Origin of the sequence: Citrobacter sp. MNAZ 1397, assembly GCF_023613995.1 — a bacterium.
In the GTDB taxonomy this organism is placed as follows: domain Bacteria; phylum Pseudomonadota; class Gammaproteobacteria; order Enterobacterales; family Enterobacteriaceae; genus Phytobacter; species Phytobacter ursingii.
The window spans coordinates 873,592-891,056 of sequence record NZ_JAKIVH010000001.1 but is presented as its reverse complement, the minus strand read 5'-3'; the positions used below and the strand labels follow the sequence as shown (position 1 = coordinate 891,056).

Sequence of the window (17,465 nt, the reverse complement as noted above, 5' to 3'; positions counted from 1 at the left end):
ACGAGACTGAGATAGCGAATCAAGGAGCGAGTGTGGCTAAGAATTACTACGACATCACCCTGGCGCTGGCGGGTATTTGCCAGTCCGCCCGTCTGGTGCAGCAACTGGCGCATCAGGGACATTGCGACGCCGACGCGCTCCATGTTTCTCTCAATAGCGTCATCGACCTCAACCCGGATTCCACCCTGAGCGTTTTTGGCGGTAGCGAAGCGAACCTGCGTACCGGGCTGGAAACGCTGCTCGGCGTGCTTAATGCCAGCAGCCGTCAGGGGCTGAATGCCGAACTGACCCGCTATACTCTTAGCCTGATGGTGCTGGAGCGCAAGCTGGCGGGCCACAAAGATGCGATGAATACGCTCGGTGACCGTATCGCTGGTTTGCAGCGCCAGCTTGAGCATTTTGATCTCCAGTCAGAGACGCTGCTTAGCGCCATGGCCGCGATTTATGTCGATGTGATTAGCCCGCTCGGGCCGCGCATTCAGGTCACGGGTTCGCCTGCGGTTCTGCAAAGCCCGCAGGTCCAGGCAAAAGTTCGCGCCACACTGCTTGCCGGCATTCGTGCCGCTGTGCTGTGGCACCAGGTTGGCGGTGGCCGCCTGCAGTTAATGTTTTCCCGTAATCGCCTGACCACTCAGGCCAAACAAATTCTCGCTCATTGTTAACCTCCCGGAGTTCTGAACTATGGAATTATCCTCACTGACCGCCGTTTCCCCTGTCGATGGACGCTACGGCGATAAAGTCAGCGCGCTGCGCGGGATCTTCAGCGAATTCGGTTTGCTGAAATTTCGTGTACAAGTCGAAGTACGCTGGTTACAAAAGCTGGCGTCACATGCAGCGATCAAGGAAGTTCCTGCTTTTGCTGACGACGCAAACGGTTTCCTCGATAAAATCGTCGCCGACTTCAATGAAGAAGACGCGGCGCGCATTAAGACTATCGAGCGCACCACTAACCATGACGTGAAAGCGGTCGAATATTTTCTGAAAGAAAAAGTGGCGGATATCGCGCAGTTACACGCGGTGTCTGAATTTATCCACTTTGCCTGCACCTCAGAAGATATCAATAACCTCTCCCACGCATTGATGCTGAAAACCGCGCGTGATGAGGTCATCCTGCCATACTGGCGTCAGGTTATTGATGCGGTGAAAGACCTGGCCGTGCAATATCGCGATATCCCTCTGCTTTCCCGTACTCACGGGCAGCCGGCGACGCCGTCTACCATGGGCAAAGAGATGGCCAACGTGGCATACCGTATGGAACGGCAGTATCGCCAGCTAAATCAGGTGGAAATCCTCGGCAAAATCAACGGTGCGGTAGGTAACTACAATGCCCACATCGCCGCCTATCCGGAAGTGGACTGGCACCAGTTCAGCGAAGAGTTTGTGACCTCACTGGGTATCCAGTGGAACCCATACACTACGCAGATCGAGCCGCATGATTATATTGCCGAGCTGTTTGACTGCATGGCGCGCTTTAACACCATTCTGATCGACTTCGATCGCGACGTATGGGGTTACATCGCGCTGAACCACTTCAAACAGAAAACCATCGCTGGCGAAATTGGTTCTTCCACCATGCCGCATAAGGTTAACCCGATTGACTTCGAAAACTCCGAAGGCAACCTCGGCCTGTCCAATGCCGTATTGCAGCACCTGGCCAGCAAACTGCCGGTTTCCCGCTGGCAGCGCGATCTGACCGACTCCACCGTACTGCGTAACCTCGGCGTTGGCGTCGGTTATGCGCTGATTGCCTATCAGGCAACGCTGAAAGGCGTGAGCAAGCTGGAAGTGAACCGCGACCGTCTGCTGGACGAGCTGGATCATAACTGGGAAGTACTGGCAGAGCCGATTCAGACCGTTATGCGCCGCTACGGTATCGAAAAACCGTACGAGAAGCTCAAAGAGCTGACCCGTGGTAAACGTGTGGATGCCGAAGGCATGAAACAGTTTATCGATAGCCTTGCGCTACCCGAGGACGAGAAAGTTCGTCTGAAAGCGATGACCCCGGCAAATTACATTGGTCGCGCCATCACGATGGTTGATGAATTGAAATAATCCCTTCCTGCCGACTTTCGCCCTCTTTTCATCGGGAAAGAGGGCTTCCTTCCTCTCGGTTTAACAAATGTTTATCCCTGCCGCCAGAGAATCAGCGTTACACTATTCGTATTGAAAATATAAGGAGAGTTAAGACGATGCGCGTACTCGTTGTGGAGGACAATGCCCTGTTGCGTCACCACCTGAAAGTTCAACTTCAGGAACTGGGACATCAGGTCGATGCCGCGGAAGATGCAAAGGAAGCGGACTACTTTCTTAATGAACACGTGCCTGATATCGCCATTGTCGATCTCGGCCTGCCCGATGAAGATGGATTATCGCTCATTCGCCGCTGGCGCAGTCATGAGGTCTCTCTGCCTGTTTTAGTCCTGACCGCACGTGAAGGCTGGCAGGATAAAGTCGAAGTGCTGAGCGCGGGCGCCGATGATTACGTCACCAAACCCTTCCACATTGAAGAAGTTGTGGCCCGCATTCAGGCATTAATGCGCCGTAACAGCGGTCTGGCCTCGCAGGTTATCTCTATGCCGCCGTTTCAGGTGGATCTCTCGCGCCGGGAAATGTCGATCAGCAGCGAAGTGGTTAAACTGACGGCGTTTGAATACACCATTATGGAGACTCTGATTCGCAATAGCGGCAAAGTGGTCAGCAAAGACTCCCTGATGCTCCAGCTCTATCCTGATGCCGAACTGCGCGAAAGCCACACCATTGATGTCCTGATGGGGCGCTTGCGTAAGAAAATCCAGGCACTCTATCCCGCAGAGGTGATCACCACGGTACGTGGCCAGGGTTATCTCTTCGAATTGCCCAAATGAAACGGGTAATGCGGCATCTTCTGCCGCTCTCGTTACGGGTTCGTTTTCTTCTGGCGACCGCCGCCGTTGTGCTGGTGTTGTCACTCGCCTATGGCATGGTTGCCCTGATAGGCTACAGCGTCAGTTTCGATAAGACCACGTTTCGTCTGCTGCGCGGTGAAAGTAACCTGTTCTATACCCTTGCCCGCTGGGAAAAAAACACCCTGAGTGTCGACCTGCCTAACAGCCTCAATTTACAGAGCCCGACCATCACGCTGATTTATGATAAAGATGGCAAACTTATCTGGGCGCAGCGAGATATCCCCTGGCTGGCAAAACGTGTTGATCCCTCCTGGCTCCAGGCCGACGGATTCCATGAAATCGAAGCGGATGTGGACGACTCCAGCACGCTGGTGGATAACGATGAGTCGGTGGTGGAACAGTTCAACGAAATTCGCGAAGATGACAACACGTCCGAAATGACCCACTCGGTGGCGGTCAACCTCTATCCGGCCACGGCGCGAATGCCGCAGCTCACCATTGTCGTTATTGACACCGTTCCCATCGAACTCAAGCGATCCTGGATGGTGTGGAGTTGGTTCATTTATGTTCTGGCGGCAAACCTGTTGCTGGTGATCCCACTGTTGTGGATAGCCGCCTGGTGGAGCTTACGCCCCATAGAGGAACTGGCGAAAGAGGTACGCGAGCTGGAAGAACACCACCGCGAGAATCTGAACCCGGCCACCACGCGCGAGCTGACCAGTCTGGTGCGTAACCTCAACCGCCTGCTGAAAAGCGAGCGTGAGCGCTACGACAAATACCGGACCACCCTCACCGATCTGACACACAGCCTGAAAACACCGCTGGCCGTGCTGCAAAGTACGCTGCGTTCGTTACGCAGTGAAAAACTGAGCGTCAGCGACGCCGAACCGGTAATGCTGGAACAGATAAGCCGTATTTCTCAGCAAATTGGTTATTATCTGCACCGCGCCAGCATGCGCGGTGGCAGCGGGCTGCTTAGCCGTGAACTTCACCCGGTCGCTCCGCTTCTTGATAGCCTGACCTCGGCGCTGAACAAAGTGTATCAACGCAAAGGAGTGAATATCAGTCTCGATATCTCGCCGGAAATCAGCTTTGTGGGTGAGAAAAACGACTTTATGGAGGTGATTGGCAACCTGCTGGATAACGCCTGTAAGTATTGCCTCGAATTTGTCGAAGTGTCGGCAAGGCAGACCGATGAGAACGTGCACATCATTATCGAGGATGATGGTCCGGGGATCCCGTTATCCAAACGTGAGGTGGTGTTTGATCGTGGCCAGCGCGCCGACACGCTGCGCCCGGGTCAGGGAGTGGGATTATCCGTCGCCCGCGAAATCGTTGAACAATACGACGGACAAATCCTGACCAGCGAAAGTTTACTCGGCGGGGCAAAAATGGAGGCCATCTTCGGCCGCCAGCAACCGATAAGCGGCGATAATTAACGCATTCAGTCAAAATAACTCGGCCTGTCCCACGCAGGCCGTCCACCATCCGTTATACTCCGACTCAAACTAACGTTTGGGGAAACAAACATGGACTATAACATCAACCTTAACTGGCCGGATTTTATCGAGCGCTACTGGCAAAAACGCCCGGTGGTACTCAAACGCGGCTTTGCACAATTTATCGATCCCATTTCCCCTGACGAACTGGCCGGTCTGGCCATGGAAGATGAAGTCGACAGCCGACTGGTAAGCCATCTTGATGGCAAATGGCAGGTCAGCCACGGGCCGTTCGAAAGCTATGATCATCTGGGCGAGAGCAACTGGTCGCTACTGGTGCAGGCGGTGAACAATTGGCATGAACCGACTGCGGCGCTGATGCGTCCGTTCCGCGCCCTGCCCGACTGGCGCACCGACGATGTGATGATTTCGTTTTCCGTGCCCGGCGGCGGCGTGGGCCCGCATCTCGATCAGTACGATGTGTTTATCATTCAGGGTACCGGCCGTCGTCGCTGGCGTGTGGGTGAAAAGACGCCAATGAAGCAACACTGTCCACACCCGGACCTGCTGCAGGTCGATCCCTTTGAGGCCATTATCGATGAAGAGATGGAGCCGGGCGATATTCTCTATATTCCGCCAGGATTCCCGCATGAGGGCTACTCGCTGGAAAACTCCATGAATTACTCCGTCGGCTACCGGGCCCCTAGCGGACGCGAATTGATCAGTGGTTTTGCCGATTATGTGTTGCAGCGCGAACTGGGCAGCCAGCGGTATACCGACCCGGATGTGCCGTCACGCGAACACCCGGCAGATGTCCTGCCGCAAGAGCTGGATGGCCTGCGCCAGATGATGCTGGATCTGATCAATCAGCCAGAGCATTTCAATGAGTGGATCGGTGAGTTTATTACCCAGTCGCGACATGAGCTGGACGTCACCCCACCTGAGCCGCCCTACCAGCCTGATGAGATTTATGATGCGTTGAAACAGGGTGATAAGCTGGTGCGTTTAGGCGGGCTGCGCGTGTTGCGTATTGCGGGCGAAGTATTTGTTAACGGCGAGCGCATTAACTCCCCGCACCGCCCGGCACTCGACGCGCTGGCAAATCATATCGTTCTGGATGAGAGCGCCTTTGGCGATGCACTTGAAGACCCGTCATTCCTTGCAATGCTCGCCGCGCTGGTCAACAGCGGATATTGGTTCTTCGAAGACTAAACCATAAAAAAGCCGGGCAGCGTCGCGTTTGCCCGGCCTGTCTGTCTCGTTGTTAAGAAAAAATGTTTATTCCTGTTTCGCTGTCAATTCGGCGATACGCACAATCACCTGTACCGCTTTTTCCATGCCTTCCAGCGTCACAAACTCATGTTTGCCATGATAGTTATAACCGCCAGTAAACAAGTTCGGACAAGGCAGCCCCATAAATGACAGCTGCGCACCATCGGTACCGCCGCGAATCGCTTTCATCTGCGGTTCAATATCGCAATCGCGCATAGCCTGACAGGCGATATCGATAATATGCGGATGATCGACAATCTTCTCGCGCATATTGTAATAACTGTCCTCAATCACCAGCTCAATGTAGCAGTCCGGGTGCAGGCCTTTCCCGACTTTTTTGGCAATTTCCATTATCTTGCGTTTACGCGCCTCAAACGCTTTGCGGTCAAAATCGCGAACGATGTAATGCATCTCCGCGCGTTCAACGGTGCCTTTGATGCTGGTAAGGTGGTAGAAACCTTCATAACCCTCGGTATTTTCCGGGCTCTCGTCGGCAGGCACCAGCGCATGAATACGGCTGGCCAGCGACAGCGCATTCACCATCACCCCTTTCGCGGTTCCGGGATGCACGTTATTACCAACAATTTTGATCGTGACTGAGGCGGCGTTGAAGTTTTCGAACTCCAGTTCACCCACTCCACCGCCGTCAACGGTGTAGGCCCATTTCGCGCCAAACGCCCCGACGTCAAAATGCTTCGCCCCTTTACCGACCTCTTCATCCGGGGTGAACGCCACATGAATATCACCGTGCGGGATTTTTTTCTGTTTCAGCACGTCCATCGCGGTCATGATTTCTGCCACACCGGCTTTGTCATCGGCACCCAGCAAGGTTTTACCGTCGGTGGTAATGAGCGTCTGCCCCAGTAACTGATGCAGCACCGGGAACATGACGGGTGAAAGTATTTCATCGCCGATACCCAGTGCGATATCGCCGCCACGGTAGTTTTCGAGGATTTGCGGGTTCACATTTTTACCGCTGCAATCCGGGGAGGTATCCACATGCGAGATAAAGCCAATAGCGGGCACCGGCTTGTCAACCGTAGAGGGCAGCGTAGCCATCACTGTCCCTTTCTCGCTCAGTGTGACATTTTCCAGCCCCATCTCTTCAAGCTGCTGCTGGAGTAAGCGCAAGAGCTTCCATTGCCCGTCGGTACTCGGTACCTGACGGACACCCGGCTTCGACTGAGTATCCAGCGCAACATACTGTAAAAAACGCTCTAATAATTTATCCATACAGCCACCCTCGCTAAACGTGACAACATTATTAATAAGCCCGAAAAGACAAATATTGCGTCAGGTCACTTTTATCCCGCAAACGAGGATATTTTCATTTTTGTTTTGTTCAGTTAAACGTAGCTGACAAAACCAACTTTTGGCCGCGTAAATAGATCAATGATTGGCGATTTCAGTGCTTTGCCGTAGAATGCCAGGCCTTCATCACTGTGTCAGACCCTAAGGTGGTTAATCACAAACCCCGCATCCGGAGTGTTATCCGATGCGTTGACAAGGGACAGAGTAAAAAATTGAATACACAACCGCGTTCGCCCACTCCGCTGGTGCAACTGGTCGACCTTTGTAAAGGTTTTGATGGTAAAACGGTCATTTCTGACTTTAACCTGACCATCAATCACGGCGAATTCCTCACCCTGCTCGGCCCGTCCGGCTGCGGCAAAACCACCGTGCTTCGCCTGATAGCCGGGCTTGAAAGCGTTGATGTGGGCCATATCAAACTCGACGACCAGGATATCACCGACGTACCGGCAGAACATCGCCACGTTAATACCGTCTTTCAAAGCTACGCGCTTTTCCCTCATATGACCGTTTTTGAAAACGTGGCATTTGGTCTGCGGATGCAAAAAACGCCTGCGGCAGAGATTGCTCCGCGCGTCACTGACGCCCTGCGAATGGTGCAGCTTGAAGAATTCGCCCGGCGCAAACCGCACCAGCTCTCCGGTGGTCAACAACAGCGTGTTGCTATTGCTCGCGCCGTGGTAAACAAGCCACGCCTGCTCTTACTGGATGAATCGCTCTCCGCGCTGGATTACAAGTTGCGCAAGCAGATGCAAAACGAATTAAAGGCGTTGCAGCGTAAACTGGGTATTACCTTCGTCTTCGTAACCCACGACCAGGAAGAAGCGCTGACGATGTCAGACAGGATCGTGGTGATGCGTGACGGCAAAATAGAACAAGACGGTACGCCGCGGGAAATTTACGAGGAGCCGAAGAACCTCTTCGTCGCCAGTTTCATTGGTGAGATTAATATCTTCAGTGCCATCGTCATTGAGCGTCTCGATGCCCGGCGCGTGCGTGCGACCGTCGAAGGACGCGAATGCAATATTTACGTCAGCTTCCCGGTCGAAAAGGGCCAGTTGCTAAACGTAATGCTGCGCCCGGAAGATTTGCGCGTCGAAGAAATCAATGACGTCGCAGAGGTTGAAGGATTGGTAGGTTATGTACGCGAACGTAATTATAAAGGGATGACGCTGGAGTCGGTGGTAGAGCTGGAGAACGGCAAAATGGTGCTGGTCAGCGAGTTCTTCAACGAAGATGACCCCGATTTTGACCACTCTTTGAACCAAAAAATGGCGATTAATTGGGTGGAAAGCTGGGAGGTCGTACTGGCTGATGAAGAGCACAAGTAAATTCCAGAATGTGGTGATTGCCACTATCGTCGGTTGGCTTGTGCTGTTTGTCTTTCTGCCCAACCTGATGATCATTGCGACCAGCTTTTTGACCCGTGACGATACCCACTTCGTGTCGATGGTCTTCTCGCTGGATAGCTACGCCCGCCTGCTGGACCCTCTCTATTTTGATGTGCTAATGCATTCGCTGAATATGGCGGTAATAGCGACCCTTGCCTGCCTGGCGCTGGGGTATCCCTTCGCCTGGTTTCTGGCAAAGCTGCCCGCGAGAGTGCGCCCGTTATTGTTATTTTTACTGATCGTTCCGTTCTGGACCAACTCGCTGATTCGTATCTATGGCCTGAAAATTTTCCTCAGCACCAAAGGGTATCTGAATACTTTTTTGCTCTGGCTGGGGGTCATTGATGAACCACTCCGCGTGATGTTCACCCCTGCGGCGGTGATTATCGGACTGGTATATATCCTGCTGCCCTTTATGGTCATGCCGCTCTACTCCAGTATCGAAAAGCTCGATAAACCCTTGCTGGAAGCGGCGAAGGATCTCGGTGCCAGCAAGTTGCAGACCTTTTTGCGTATTATTATTCCGCTGACCATGCCGGGCATTATTGCCGGTTGTCTGCTGGTGTTGCTGCCAGCGATGGGGTTGTTTTACGTCTCGGATCTGATGGGCGGCGCCAAAAATCTGCTGATTGGCAATGTGATCAAAAGTCAGTTTCTTAATATTCGCGACTGGCCGTTTGGCGCGGCCACCAGCATCACGCTGACCCTTGTGATGGGCCTGCTGTTACTGGTTTACTGGCGCGCCTCGCGTCTGCTTGACAAGAAGGTGGAGCTGGAATGATCGGTCGACTGCTGCGCGGCGGTTTTATGACCGTCATTTACGCGTACCTTTATATTCCCATCATCATTCTGATTGTGAACTCGTTTAACAGCTCACGATTCGGGATTAACTGGCAAGGGTTTACCACCGACTGGTACAGCTTGCTGATGAATAATGACAGTCTGTTGCAGGCGGCACAGCACTCGCTGACGATGGCGGTGTTCTCCGCCACGTTCGCCACGCTTATCGGTTCGCTGACCGCCGTGGCGCTGTACCGCTATCGCTTTCGCGGCAAACCTTTTGTCAGCGGTATGCTGTTCGTGGTGATGATGTCGCCGGATATCGTCATGGCCATCTCATTACTGGTGCTGTTTATGCTGCTGGGTATAGAACTGGGGTTCTGGTCGCTGCTGTTTTCGCACATTACTTTCTGCCTGCCGTTTGTGGTCGTGACGGTCTATTCACGCCTGAAAGGATTTGATGTGCGGATGCTGGAGGCGGCAAAAGATCTGGGCGCCAGCGAGCTGGTGATCCTGCGCAAAATCATTCTGCCGCTGGCGATGCCTGCCGTGGCGGCAGGATGGCTGTTGAGCTTTACCCTGTCGATGGATGATGTGGTAGTCTCGTCCTTCGTTACCGGACCGGGCTATGAAATTCTGCCGTTGAAAATCTATTCCATGGTGAAAGTCGGCGTCTCACCCGAGGTGAACGCGCTGGCAACCATTCTGCTCGTTCTGTCGCTGGTGATGGTTATCGCAAGCCAGCTTTTTGCACGTGATAAAACGAAAGGCCGCCAGGGCCGATACCCTAAGAATTTCGAGTTGCATTGCGGCCGCAAGCTCGTTAATCCCCGGGAGCATAGATAACTATGTGACTGGGGTTAGCGAGCGCAGCCAACAAAGATGCGGCTTGAAAGACGACGGGTATTTATCTCAGGGGACGTTAAATGAAAAAATGGTCACGCCACCTGCTTGCTGCCGGAGCTCTGGCACTGGGCATGAATGCCGCTCACGCGGACGACAGCAAGACACTCTACTTCTACAACTGGACGGAATATGTACCGCCTGGTCTGCTGGAGCAGTTCACTAAAGAGACGGGCATCAAGGTTATCTATTCGACCTATGAATCGAATGAAACCATGTATGCCAAGCTCAAAACCTATAAAGATGGTGCATACGACCTGGTCGTACCCTCAACTTACTTCGTCGACAAAATGCGTAAAGAGGGCATGATCCAAAAGATCGATAAATCGCAGCTGAGCAACTTCCATAATCTCGACCCGGATATGCTGAACAAGCCGTTTGACCCGAATAACGACTACTCCATTCCGTATATCTGGGGTGCGACAGCGATTGGCATTAATAGCGAAGAGATCGATCCTAAGTCGGTGACCCGTTGGGCGGACCTATGGAAACCTGAGTATAAAAGCAGCCTGCTGCTTACCGATGATGCGCGCGAAGTCTTCCAGGTGGCGCTGCGCAAACTGGGGCTGTCCGGCAATACGACCGATCCGAAAGAGATTGAAGCGGCATACCAAGAGCTGCAAAAACTGATGCCTAACGTGGCGGCGTTCAACTCCGATAACCCGGCGAACCCGTATATGGAAGGCGAAGTAAATCTCGGTATGGTGTGGAACGGCTCCGCGTATGTCGCCCGCCAGGCGGGCACGCCGTTGCAGGTTATCTGGCCTGAGGAAGGCGGCATCTTCTGGATGGATAGCCTTGCGATTCCGGCCAATGCTAAAAACAAAGCGGGTGCGCTTAAGCTTATTAACTTCCTGCTGCGCCCGGAAATTGCTAAGCAGGTAGCGGAAACCATTGGCTATCCGACGCCAAACCTCGCGGCCCGTAAGCTGCTCAGCCCGGAAGTGGCTAACGATAAATCACTCTACCCGGATGCTGAAACCATCAGCAAAGGTGAATGGCAAAACGATGTCGGCAACGCCAGCGCCATTTACGAAGAGTATTACCAGAAGCTCAAGGCAGGCCGTTAACACTCATTCTGCCAGGCTCACCCCATAAAAAAGGGCCGCATCTTCGCGGCCCTTTTTCTTCACACGACTTAAAGCCCTTTCAGCAGCTTTTCAACATATTCCGGCACCACTTCACTGGCGAGGCCGTAATGCTTCTCTTCGAACTCGCTGCCGACCTGGCTCGGTTCAAGGTTGAGCTCAACGGTGTGCGCACCGTGCAGTTTAGCCTCATGGACAAAACCGGCCGCCGGATAGACATGGCCGGAGGTACCAATGGCGATAAACACATCGGCCATCGCGAGTGCATGATAAATCTCGTCCATCCCGAGCGGCATCTCACCAAACCAGACTACATGCGGGCGTAACGGCGCAGGAAACTGGCAACAGTGACACTTGTCTTCCGCAGTGACATCCTGTGTCCACGTCAGCACCTGCCCGCTCTGCGAACAGCGCACTTTCAGCAATTCGCCGTGCATATGGATGATATGGTGGTTTCCGGCGCGTTCGTGCAGGTTGTCGATATTCTGCGTCACCAGTAAAAAGCGATCGCCGAGGATATCTTCCAGCTTCGCCAGCGCCAGATGCGCCGGGTTTGGCGCGATTTCCGGGAGCTGGAGCTGCTGGCGACGCGCATTATAGAAAGACTGCACCAGCTGCGGATTGCGGGCGAAACCTTCTGGTGTTGCCACATCTTCCACATGATGTTCTTCCCACAAACCATCGGCAGCGCGAAAAGTGCGAATACCTGATTCTGCGGAGATCCCCGCCCCCGTTAGTACCACTACTCTCGGTTTTTCCATCACTTCCGGCACCACCTGGTCTCTGAAAAAAATCCGCTGACGTAAGCGCTCACGCAAACGGCGTTTGTTACGGCGAAAACAGCTGAGACGATGTGACCGACGAGACTGCATATCATCCTCTCAGGATTAATCAGTAAGATGAAGGAAAGCGGCGCCGCGCATGCCGCCAGCATCGCCGTGGCGAGCACGTTCAATGCGGGGTATCCGGGCAACCGGCAACAAGTGTGGCGGTAAACGCGCCGCCAGCAACGACGTCAGTGCAGAGAAATTCGATAAGCCGCCACCGATAACCAGTAAATCCGGATCCACTATCGTCAGGATATTCCCAAGACACACCGCCAGCAAATCAGCATAGCGCTCAACATGCGCTTTCGCCTGCGCATCGCCCTGCTCCCAACGCGCAATGATTTCCGGGGACGATAAGGGTTGGTGGTAGTAATGTTGATACAACCAGGCAAAACCGCGCCCGGAAAGGTAGTTTTCGATACAGCCCAGTTTGCCGCAGCCGCAACGCGTGAGCGGAAAATCAAAGCCCATCAGCGTCATAGCATCCACCGGCAGACGAATATGGCCAAACTCGCCGGTAATATAGCTGCGTCCCTTGAGGGTCTGGCCGTTGGCGACGATGCCACCGCCAACGCCGGTCCCCAGGATAAGCCCCATCACAATCGGATACTGACGAAACTCATCATCCCAGGCTTCGGAAAGAGCAAAACAGTTGGCGTCGTTATCAAGGCGGACATCACGCGCGAGCCTTTCGCTCAAATCCTTGCGCAGCGGTTGACCACTGGCGGCCGGCACATTGGCGGCATAGAGGGTGCCATCGGCGGTTTCCGGCATGCCCGGAATACCGATGCCGACGCTGCCCTGACCGCCGAAGCGTGCATCAGCGTCGGCCACCAGTTGAGTGATAGTCGTTAAAAATGTCTCATAACTGTCTTTCGGTGTGGCGACGCGCTTTTCCCATTGCAAACGACGGGTATCGTCAAATACCCCCAGCGCTATCTTGCTTCCGCCGATATCAAATCCGTAATACATCGCCTCTCCTTTTTGCTTTTTATTATTGTCCGCTTAACACCCTCGCCGGATCGATATTGCTTGCCCGGCGTGCCGGATACCAGCTTGCCAACAGACTCAGCACCAGGGCGGTGACCAATACATACACCACATCCAGTACGTGTAACTCCGACGGTAGAAAATCGATAAAGTAGATATCGCCGGATAAAAATTGATGACCAATAATCTTCTCAATCACGCGGATTATGGCGGTCAGTTGCAGTGACGCAACCACACCGATCACCGCGCCGATCACGCTACCCAACAGGCCGGCCAGCAAGCCGTACCAGACGAAAATCGCCCGGATCAAACCATCTTTCGCTCCTAATGTGCGTAGCACGGCGATATCGCTGCTCTTATCTTTTACCGCCATGACCAGCGTGGAGACAATATTGAAACAGGCCACGCCAATCACCAGCACCATCGCCAGATACATAATGGCGCGGATCATCTGAATATCGCGGTACATATAGCCGTACTTACCGATCCAGCTTTTAATATAGACATAGCTGTTGGTGACTTCACCGGCGCTACGCACCAGCGTGTTCGCGTTAAAAACGTCCTTCACTTTTATGGCGATGCCCGTAACGCTACTGCCCATATCCAGATATTGCTGCGCGTCTTCCATGGGGATCATCGCAAACGCATGGTCGAGCTGACCGCTCAATTGCAATACGCCGGTAACATGCAGTCTGACGCGTTTGGGCTGCAACAGTTTGTGGTCGGTGTCGGAATTGGGGATCATTATCGATACCCAATCACCCTGTTTTACGTTCAGCGCATCCGCAACACCTTTACCAAGGATAATCTGCTGCTCACCAGGTTTAAAATTGCGCCAGGCGTCGGCCTGCACAAAATGGGGTAATGCGCTCAGACGGGATTCCTGCTCAGGGTTTACCCCCTTCACCTGGATCGCTCGCAAATTGGTGCCGCTCTCCACAAGGCCGGTGAAATTAATATAGGGCGCAGCGGCGACAATACCAGGCACTTTTTCTACTTTTTCCAGTGCGTCGTTCCAGTTATTCCACGGCTGATTCACTGGCTCAATTTCGCCATGCGGCACAACCGCCAGAATACGGTTATTAAGCTCACGCTCGAAGCCGTTCATTGCGCTCAGACCGACAATCAATACCGCAACGCCAAGGGAAATACCTATCGTGGAGATGACGGAAATCAGCGAAACCATACCACTGCGGCGGCGGCCACGGCTAAAACGCAGGCCAATCAGTAATGACAGAGGAGACGCCATCACTCGGCCCCCATCAGGGTCATTTCAGTGCTCAGGCGACCGTCGCGCATCTCCAGTTGGCGGCTCATCCGTTTCGCCAACTGCAGATCATGTGTGACCACCAGGAACGCCGTGCCCTGTGACGCGTTCAGTTCCCCCAGCAGTTGGAAAATACTGTCCGCATTGCGGGCATCAAGGTTACCGGTCGGCTCGTCCGCCAGCACCAGACGTGGATTATTCACCAGCGCACGAGCAATGGCCACGCGTTGACGCTCGCCGCCTGAGAGCTCCGAGGGGCGATGACTGGCGCGATGCTCAAGCCCAACCGCCCGCAGCATTTCCCGCGCCCGGACATCAATTTCCGCCGCTTTGTGCTTACCAATCAGCAGCGGCATCGCGACGTTCTCCAGAGCGGTAAAATCCGGCAGCAGGTGGTGAAACTGATAGATAAAGCCGAGTTCGCGGTTGCGTAGCTCCGCTTTCGCCGCAGAGGAGAGTTTGCTCAGCTGTTGGTTATCGAAGGTCACTTCGCCAGAGGTCGGCGTGTCCAGCCCGCCCAACAGATGCAGGAGCGTACTTTTACCGGAACCGGAGCTGCCGACAATGGCCATCAACTCACCTTCACCCACGCTAAAGCTCACATCGTGCAACACGTCGGTTTGCACTTTCCCTTCCTGATAGCGTTTGCACAGGTTGTCGCATTGCAACAGGATCTTATTCATAACGTAAAGCCTCAGCGGGTTGAGTGGCGGCAGCGCGCCAGGAAGGATAAAGCGTAGACAACAGCGCGATGGCCATTGCCACCAGCGCGATAACAACCACCTGTAACGGCTCGATGGCCACCGGCAACGCAGCGCCATCAAGAAACGCACCGATGACAGGCATCAGGTTATTCAACTGACTGGCAAGCAGTGCGCCTAGCGCCGCCCCCAGCAGCGCGCCAATGATGCCGGCGCTTGCGCCCTGCACCATAAAGACGGCCATGATCTGACGCGGCGTCAGCCCCTGGGTTTGCAGAATCGCTACTTCTCCCTGTTTTTCCATCACCATCAGGCCAAGGGAGGTAATAATATTGAAAGCCGCCACCGCAATGATCAGGCTTAACAGCAGCCCCATCATGTTTTTCTCCATACGCACAGCCTGGAAGAGTTCGCCTTTACGCTCGCGCCAGTCCTGCCATTTGGTCCCTTGCGGCAACGCCTGCTGGCTCAGAACATCGACCTGCAGTGGCGCATTCAGCCATAAACGCCAGCCGGTAATATTGCCCGCGGGGTAGCGCATCAGACGGGACGCATCCTGGATATTGACCAGCATCTGGTAGTCATCCACTTCACTGCTGGCAGCAAAAGTCCCGACCACGGTAAACAGGCGTTGACTGGGCAAACGCCCCATCGGCGTAAACTGGCTGGCAGATGGCACCATGACGCGAATCTGGTCGCCACGATTGACGCCTAATTGTCCGGCCAGACCTTCACCGAGGATCACATTGTACTGCCCGGCTTCCAGCGAAGATTGCTGTACATTGACCAAATACGGGGTGAGCGGATCTTTTTGCGCCGGGTCGATCCCCAGCATTACGCCAACAGCCACGCTGCGTGCGCTCTGGAGAACGACATCACCGGTACTCAATGGCGCAATGCGATTAACGCCCTGTAATTTGAGCGCGCTGGCAGGTAATTGTTCAGGGTTGAGCGAGCCGTTTTGCGCGGTGATGACAGCCTGTGGCATCAGACCCAGGATGTTATTTTGCAGTTCGCGCTCAAAGCCATTCATGACCGACAGCACGGTCACCAGCGCCATTACGCCAAGCGTAATGCCAATGGTTGACAGCCAGGAAACGAAACGACCGAAGCGGTCGGCTGCACGCCCACGCATATAGCGCAGGCCGATAAAGAGAGTGACAGGCTGGTACATGAAATCCGTCTGGTTGCTGTTAGCAGACTCCGAAGTATATAAGCGAAAGCGTAGAGCGTAAATGAGTGAAACGGTAAGCGGACGTCTCAGAGGCCAGGAAAAAATCCGATAAATCAAATTGCTAGTTGCGCGACTTTTACGCGTTTCGTGTCCCGTCGCTATGTCGTTTTCTTACTCACCCCCTGATATTTATCCGAAAAGGGATGAAATACAGACTGTTTACCGTTACACCCCGCACCGACGCCACCAGGATAAACGCCGAACTTTGTAATACAAACGGCGAAAGATGATGAAAAAAAAGACTCTATGGATAAATCAAATCAAGGGATTATGTATCTGTCTGGTGGTTATCTATCACTCAGTTATTACGTTTTACCCGCACCTCACCACATTCAGCCACGCGTGGTCAGAAACGCTGGCAAAGTGCTGGATCTACTTTAATCTTTACCTTGCTCCTTTCCGCATGCCCGTGTTCTTTTTTCTCTCTGGCTACCTGATTCGACGCTACATTGACGAGGTGCCATGGAAAGAGACGATCGACAAGCGGATCTGGAGCATCTTTTACGTGCTTGTGCTCTGGGGCGTACTCCAGTGGCTGGCGCTAAGCCACATTAATGACTGGCTCGCCCCAGCGCGGGATTTAAGCGGTGCTTCTAACGCCGCCTATGCGGATACCCCCTCTGCGTTTATTAAAGGGATGCTCACCGCCAGTACCAGCCTGTGGTATCTCTACGCGCTGGTGGTTTATTTCATTCTGTGCAAATTACTGAGCCGCTGGGCTCTTGCTGCACTCGCCCTAATGGCACTCCTCAGCGTCGCGATTAACTTTTTGCCCTCGCCCTGGTGGGGTATGAACAGCGTACTGCGCAACATGATCTACTACAGCATGGGAGCATGGTTTGGCGGCGCCATTATGGATGCAATGACGCGTTTCTCTTTTCGTCGCTACATTGTCTGGCTGGTGGGAGCATTGCTTGCTGCGGTGGCCCTCTGGTTTTTAAATGTGCCCTTGCCCCTTAGTCTGCTGTCGGTAGTGCTGATTTTGCGTCTGTTCCATGCGCTGGAAGCGCGTGTTGGTTCAGGCGACAATGCAGTGCTGAATATCGTCGGCAGCAATACGCTCGCTATCTACACCACCCATCGCATTCTGATTGAAGCGCTCAGTCTGGCTTTATTGACGCCGATGAATGCCGGGCGCTGGTCGCCTGCCGTCGAACTTACCATCGTATTGCTCTATCCGTTCTGCAGTCTGGTTATTTGTACCCTGGTTGGCTTGTGTATACGGAAAATATCCTCGGCGATTTTTGCCGATCTGTTTTTCACTCCGCCCGCAAAATTGGCACCGCCGCTGCAAACACGATAAGCGCGTGTGTTGAGGTTGGCGAATAGTGCACAATCGCGGATAATAAAGGGATTGCGTATCAGTGATATGCCCCC

At 53.8% G+C, this 17,465-nt stretch carries 16 protein-coding genes; 10 read left to right on the top strand and 6 right to left on the bottom strand.

Annotated features, from left to right (window positions below; genetic code table 11):
* The first annotated feature begins 32 nt into the window (after window positions 1–32).
* The 5 genes from hflD (at window position 33) to L2097_RS04030 (ending at window position 5,536) form a co-directional block, all read left to right on the top strand.
* A complete protein-coding gene (gene hflD / locus L2097_RS04050; protein ID WP_085006522.1) occupies window positions 33–662 on the top strand; it encodes a high frequency lysogenization protein HflD in 630 nt (209 codons plus the stop codon).
* A 19-nt stretch (window positions 663–681) separates the two neighbouring features.
* Window positions 682–2,052, top strand: coding sequence for an adenylosuccinate lyase (gene purB, locus L2097_RS04045; protein WP_041851691.1), 1,371 nt, complete (start codon window positions 682–684; stop codon window positions 2,050–2,052).
* A gap of 137 nt (window positions 2,053–2,189) precedes the next feature.
* The gene (gene phoP / locus L2097_RS04040; RefSeq protein ID WP_041851692.1) at window positions 2,190–2,864 is read left to right on the top strand and encodes a two-component system response regulator PhoP; all 675 of its coding nucleotides are present in this window, start codon (window positions 2,190–2,192) and stop codon (window positions 2,862–2,864) included.
* Window positions 2,861–4,324 (top strand): two-component system sensor histidine kinase PhoQ, encoded by a 1,464-nt coding sequence (phoQ, locus tag L2097_RS04035; RefSeq protein ID WP_250352175.1) that lies wholly within the window; start codon window positions 2,861–2,863, stop codon window positions 4,322–4,324. The genes phoP and phoQ overlap by 4 nt, the downstream gene beginning before the upstream one ends.
* A 90-nt stretch (window positions 4,325–4,414) precedes the next feature.
* Window positions 4,415–5,536 (top strand): ribosomal protein uL16 3-hydroxylase, encoded by a 1,122-nt coding sequence (locus L2097_RS04030; RefSeq protein ID WP_047369889.1) that lies wholly within the window; start codon window positions 4,415–4,417, stop codon window positions 5,534–5,536.
* 66 nt (window positions 5,537–5,602) lie between these two features.
* On the opposite strand, the gene pepT is transcribed toward L2097_RS04030, so the two are convergent.
* Complete coding sequence (pepT, locus tag L2097_RS04025) at window positions 5,603–6,829, bottom strand: peptidase T (RefSeq protein ID WP_250352174.1); 1,227 nt, start codon at window positions 6,827–6,829, stop codon at window positions 5,603–5,605.
* A gap of 257 nt (window positions 6,830–7,086) precedes the next feature.
* On the opposite strand from pepT, the gene potA reads away from it, so the two are divergent.
* From potA to potD, 4 genes are all read left to right on the top strand, one after another.
* Window positions 7,087–8,238: a spermidine/putrescine ABC transporter ATP-binding protein PotA gene (gene potA / locus L2097_RS04020; protein ID WP_172399059.1), complete on the top strand. Its 1,152-nt coding sequence runs from the start codon at window positions 7,087–7,089 to the stop codon at window positions 8,236–8,238.
* On the top strand, window positions 8,222–9,079 hold the full coding sequence (potB, locus tag L2097_RS04015) for a spermidine/putrescine ABC transporter permease PotB (protein ID WP_250352173.1): 858 nt from the start codon (window positions 8,222–8,224) through the stop codon (window positions 9,077–9,079). The genes potA and potB overlap by 17 nt, the downstream gene beginning before the upstream one ends.
* The gene (gene potC / locus L2097_RS04010; protein ID WP_250352172.1) at window positions 9,076–9,924 is read left to right on the top strand and encodes a spermidine/putrescine ABC transporter permease PotC; all 849 of its coding nucleotides are present in this window, start codon (window positions 9,076–9,078) and stop codon (window positions 9,922–9,924) included. Before potB ends, potC begins: the two co-directional genes overlap by 4 nt.
* An 80-nt stretch (window positions 9,925–10,004) precedes the next feature.
* Entirely contained in the window at window positions 10,005–11,051 is a 1,047-nt protein-coding gene (gene potD / locus L2097_RS04005) for a spermidine/putrescine ABC transporter substrate-binding protein PotD (RefSeq protein ID WP_250352171.1), read from the top strand.
* 68 nt (window positions 11,052–11,119) lie between these two features.
* On the opposite strand, the gene cobB is transcribed toward potD, so the two are convergent.
* The 5 genes from cobB to lolC are packed head-to-tail and all read right to left on the bottom strand — an operon-like array spanning window position 11,120 to window position 16,028.
* The gene (gene cobB, locus L2097_RS04000) at window positions 11,120–11,941 is read right to left on the bottom strand and encodes a Sir2 family NAD+-dependent deacetylase (protein WP_103279048.1); all 822 of its coding nucleotides are present in this window, start codon (window positions 11,939–11,941) and stop codon (window positions 11,120–11,122) included.
* A gap of 15 nt (window positions 11,942–11,956) precedes the next feature.
* Window positions 11,957–12,868 carry an N-acetylglucosamine kinase gene (gene nagK, locus L2097_RS03995; protein WP_250352170.1) on the bottom strand — a complete coding sequence of 304 codons (912 nt, stop codon included), beginning with the start codon at window positions 12,866–12,868 and terminating at the stop codon, window positions 11,957–11,959.
* 22 nt (window positions 12,869–12,890) lie between these two features.
* Window positions 12,891–14,135: a lipoprotein-releasing ABC transporter permease subunit LolE gene (gene lolE / locus L2097_RS03990; protein WP_047369882.1), complete on the bottom strand. Its 1,245-nt coding sequence runs from the start codon at window positions 14,133–14,135 to the stop codon at window positions 12,891–12,893.
* Window positions 14,135–14,836, bottom strand: a complete 702-nt coding sequence (gene lolD / locus L2097_RS03985; RefSeq protein ID WP_047369881.1) for a lipoprotein-releasing ABC transporter ATP-binding protein LolD — start codon at window positions 14,834–14,836, stop codon at window positions 14,135–14,137. The genes lolE and lolD overlap by 1 nt, the downstream gene beginning before the upstream one ends.
* Window positions 14,829–16,028 carry a lipoprotein-releasing ABC transporter permease subunit LolC gene (gene lolC, locus L2097_RS03980; RefSeq protein WP_172399058.1) on the bottom strand — a complete coding sequence of 400 codons (1,200 nt, stop codon included), beginning with the start codon at window positions 16,026–16,028 and terminating at the stop codon, window positions 14,829–14,831. The genes lolD and lolC overlap by 8 nt, the downstream gene beginning before the upstream one ends.
* Before the next feature lie 289 nt (window positions 16,029–16,317).
* On the opposite strand from lolC, the gene L2097_RS03975 reads away from it, so the two are divergent.
* On the top strand, window positions 16,318–17,391 hold the full coding sequence (locus L2097_RS03975) for an acyltransferase family protein (RefSeq protein ID WP_250353128.1): 1,074 nt from the start codon (window positions 16,318–16,320) through the stop codon (window positions 17,389–17,391).
* Window positions 17,392–17,465: the final 74 nt, after the last annotated feature.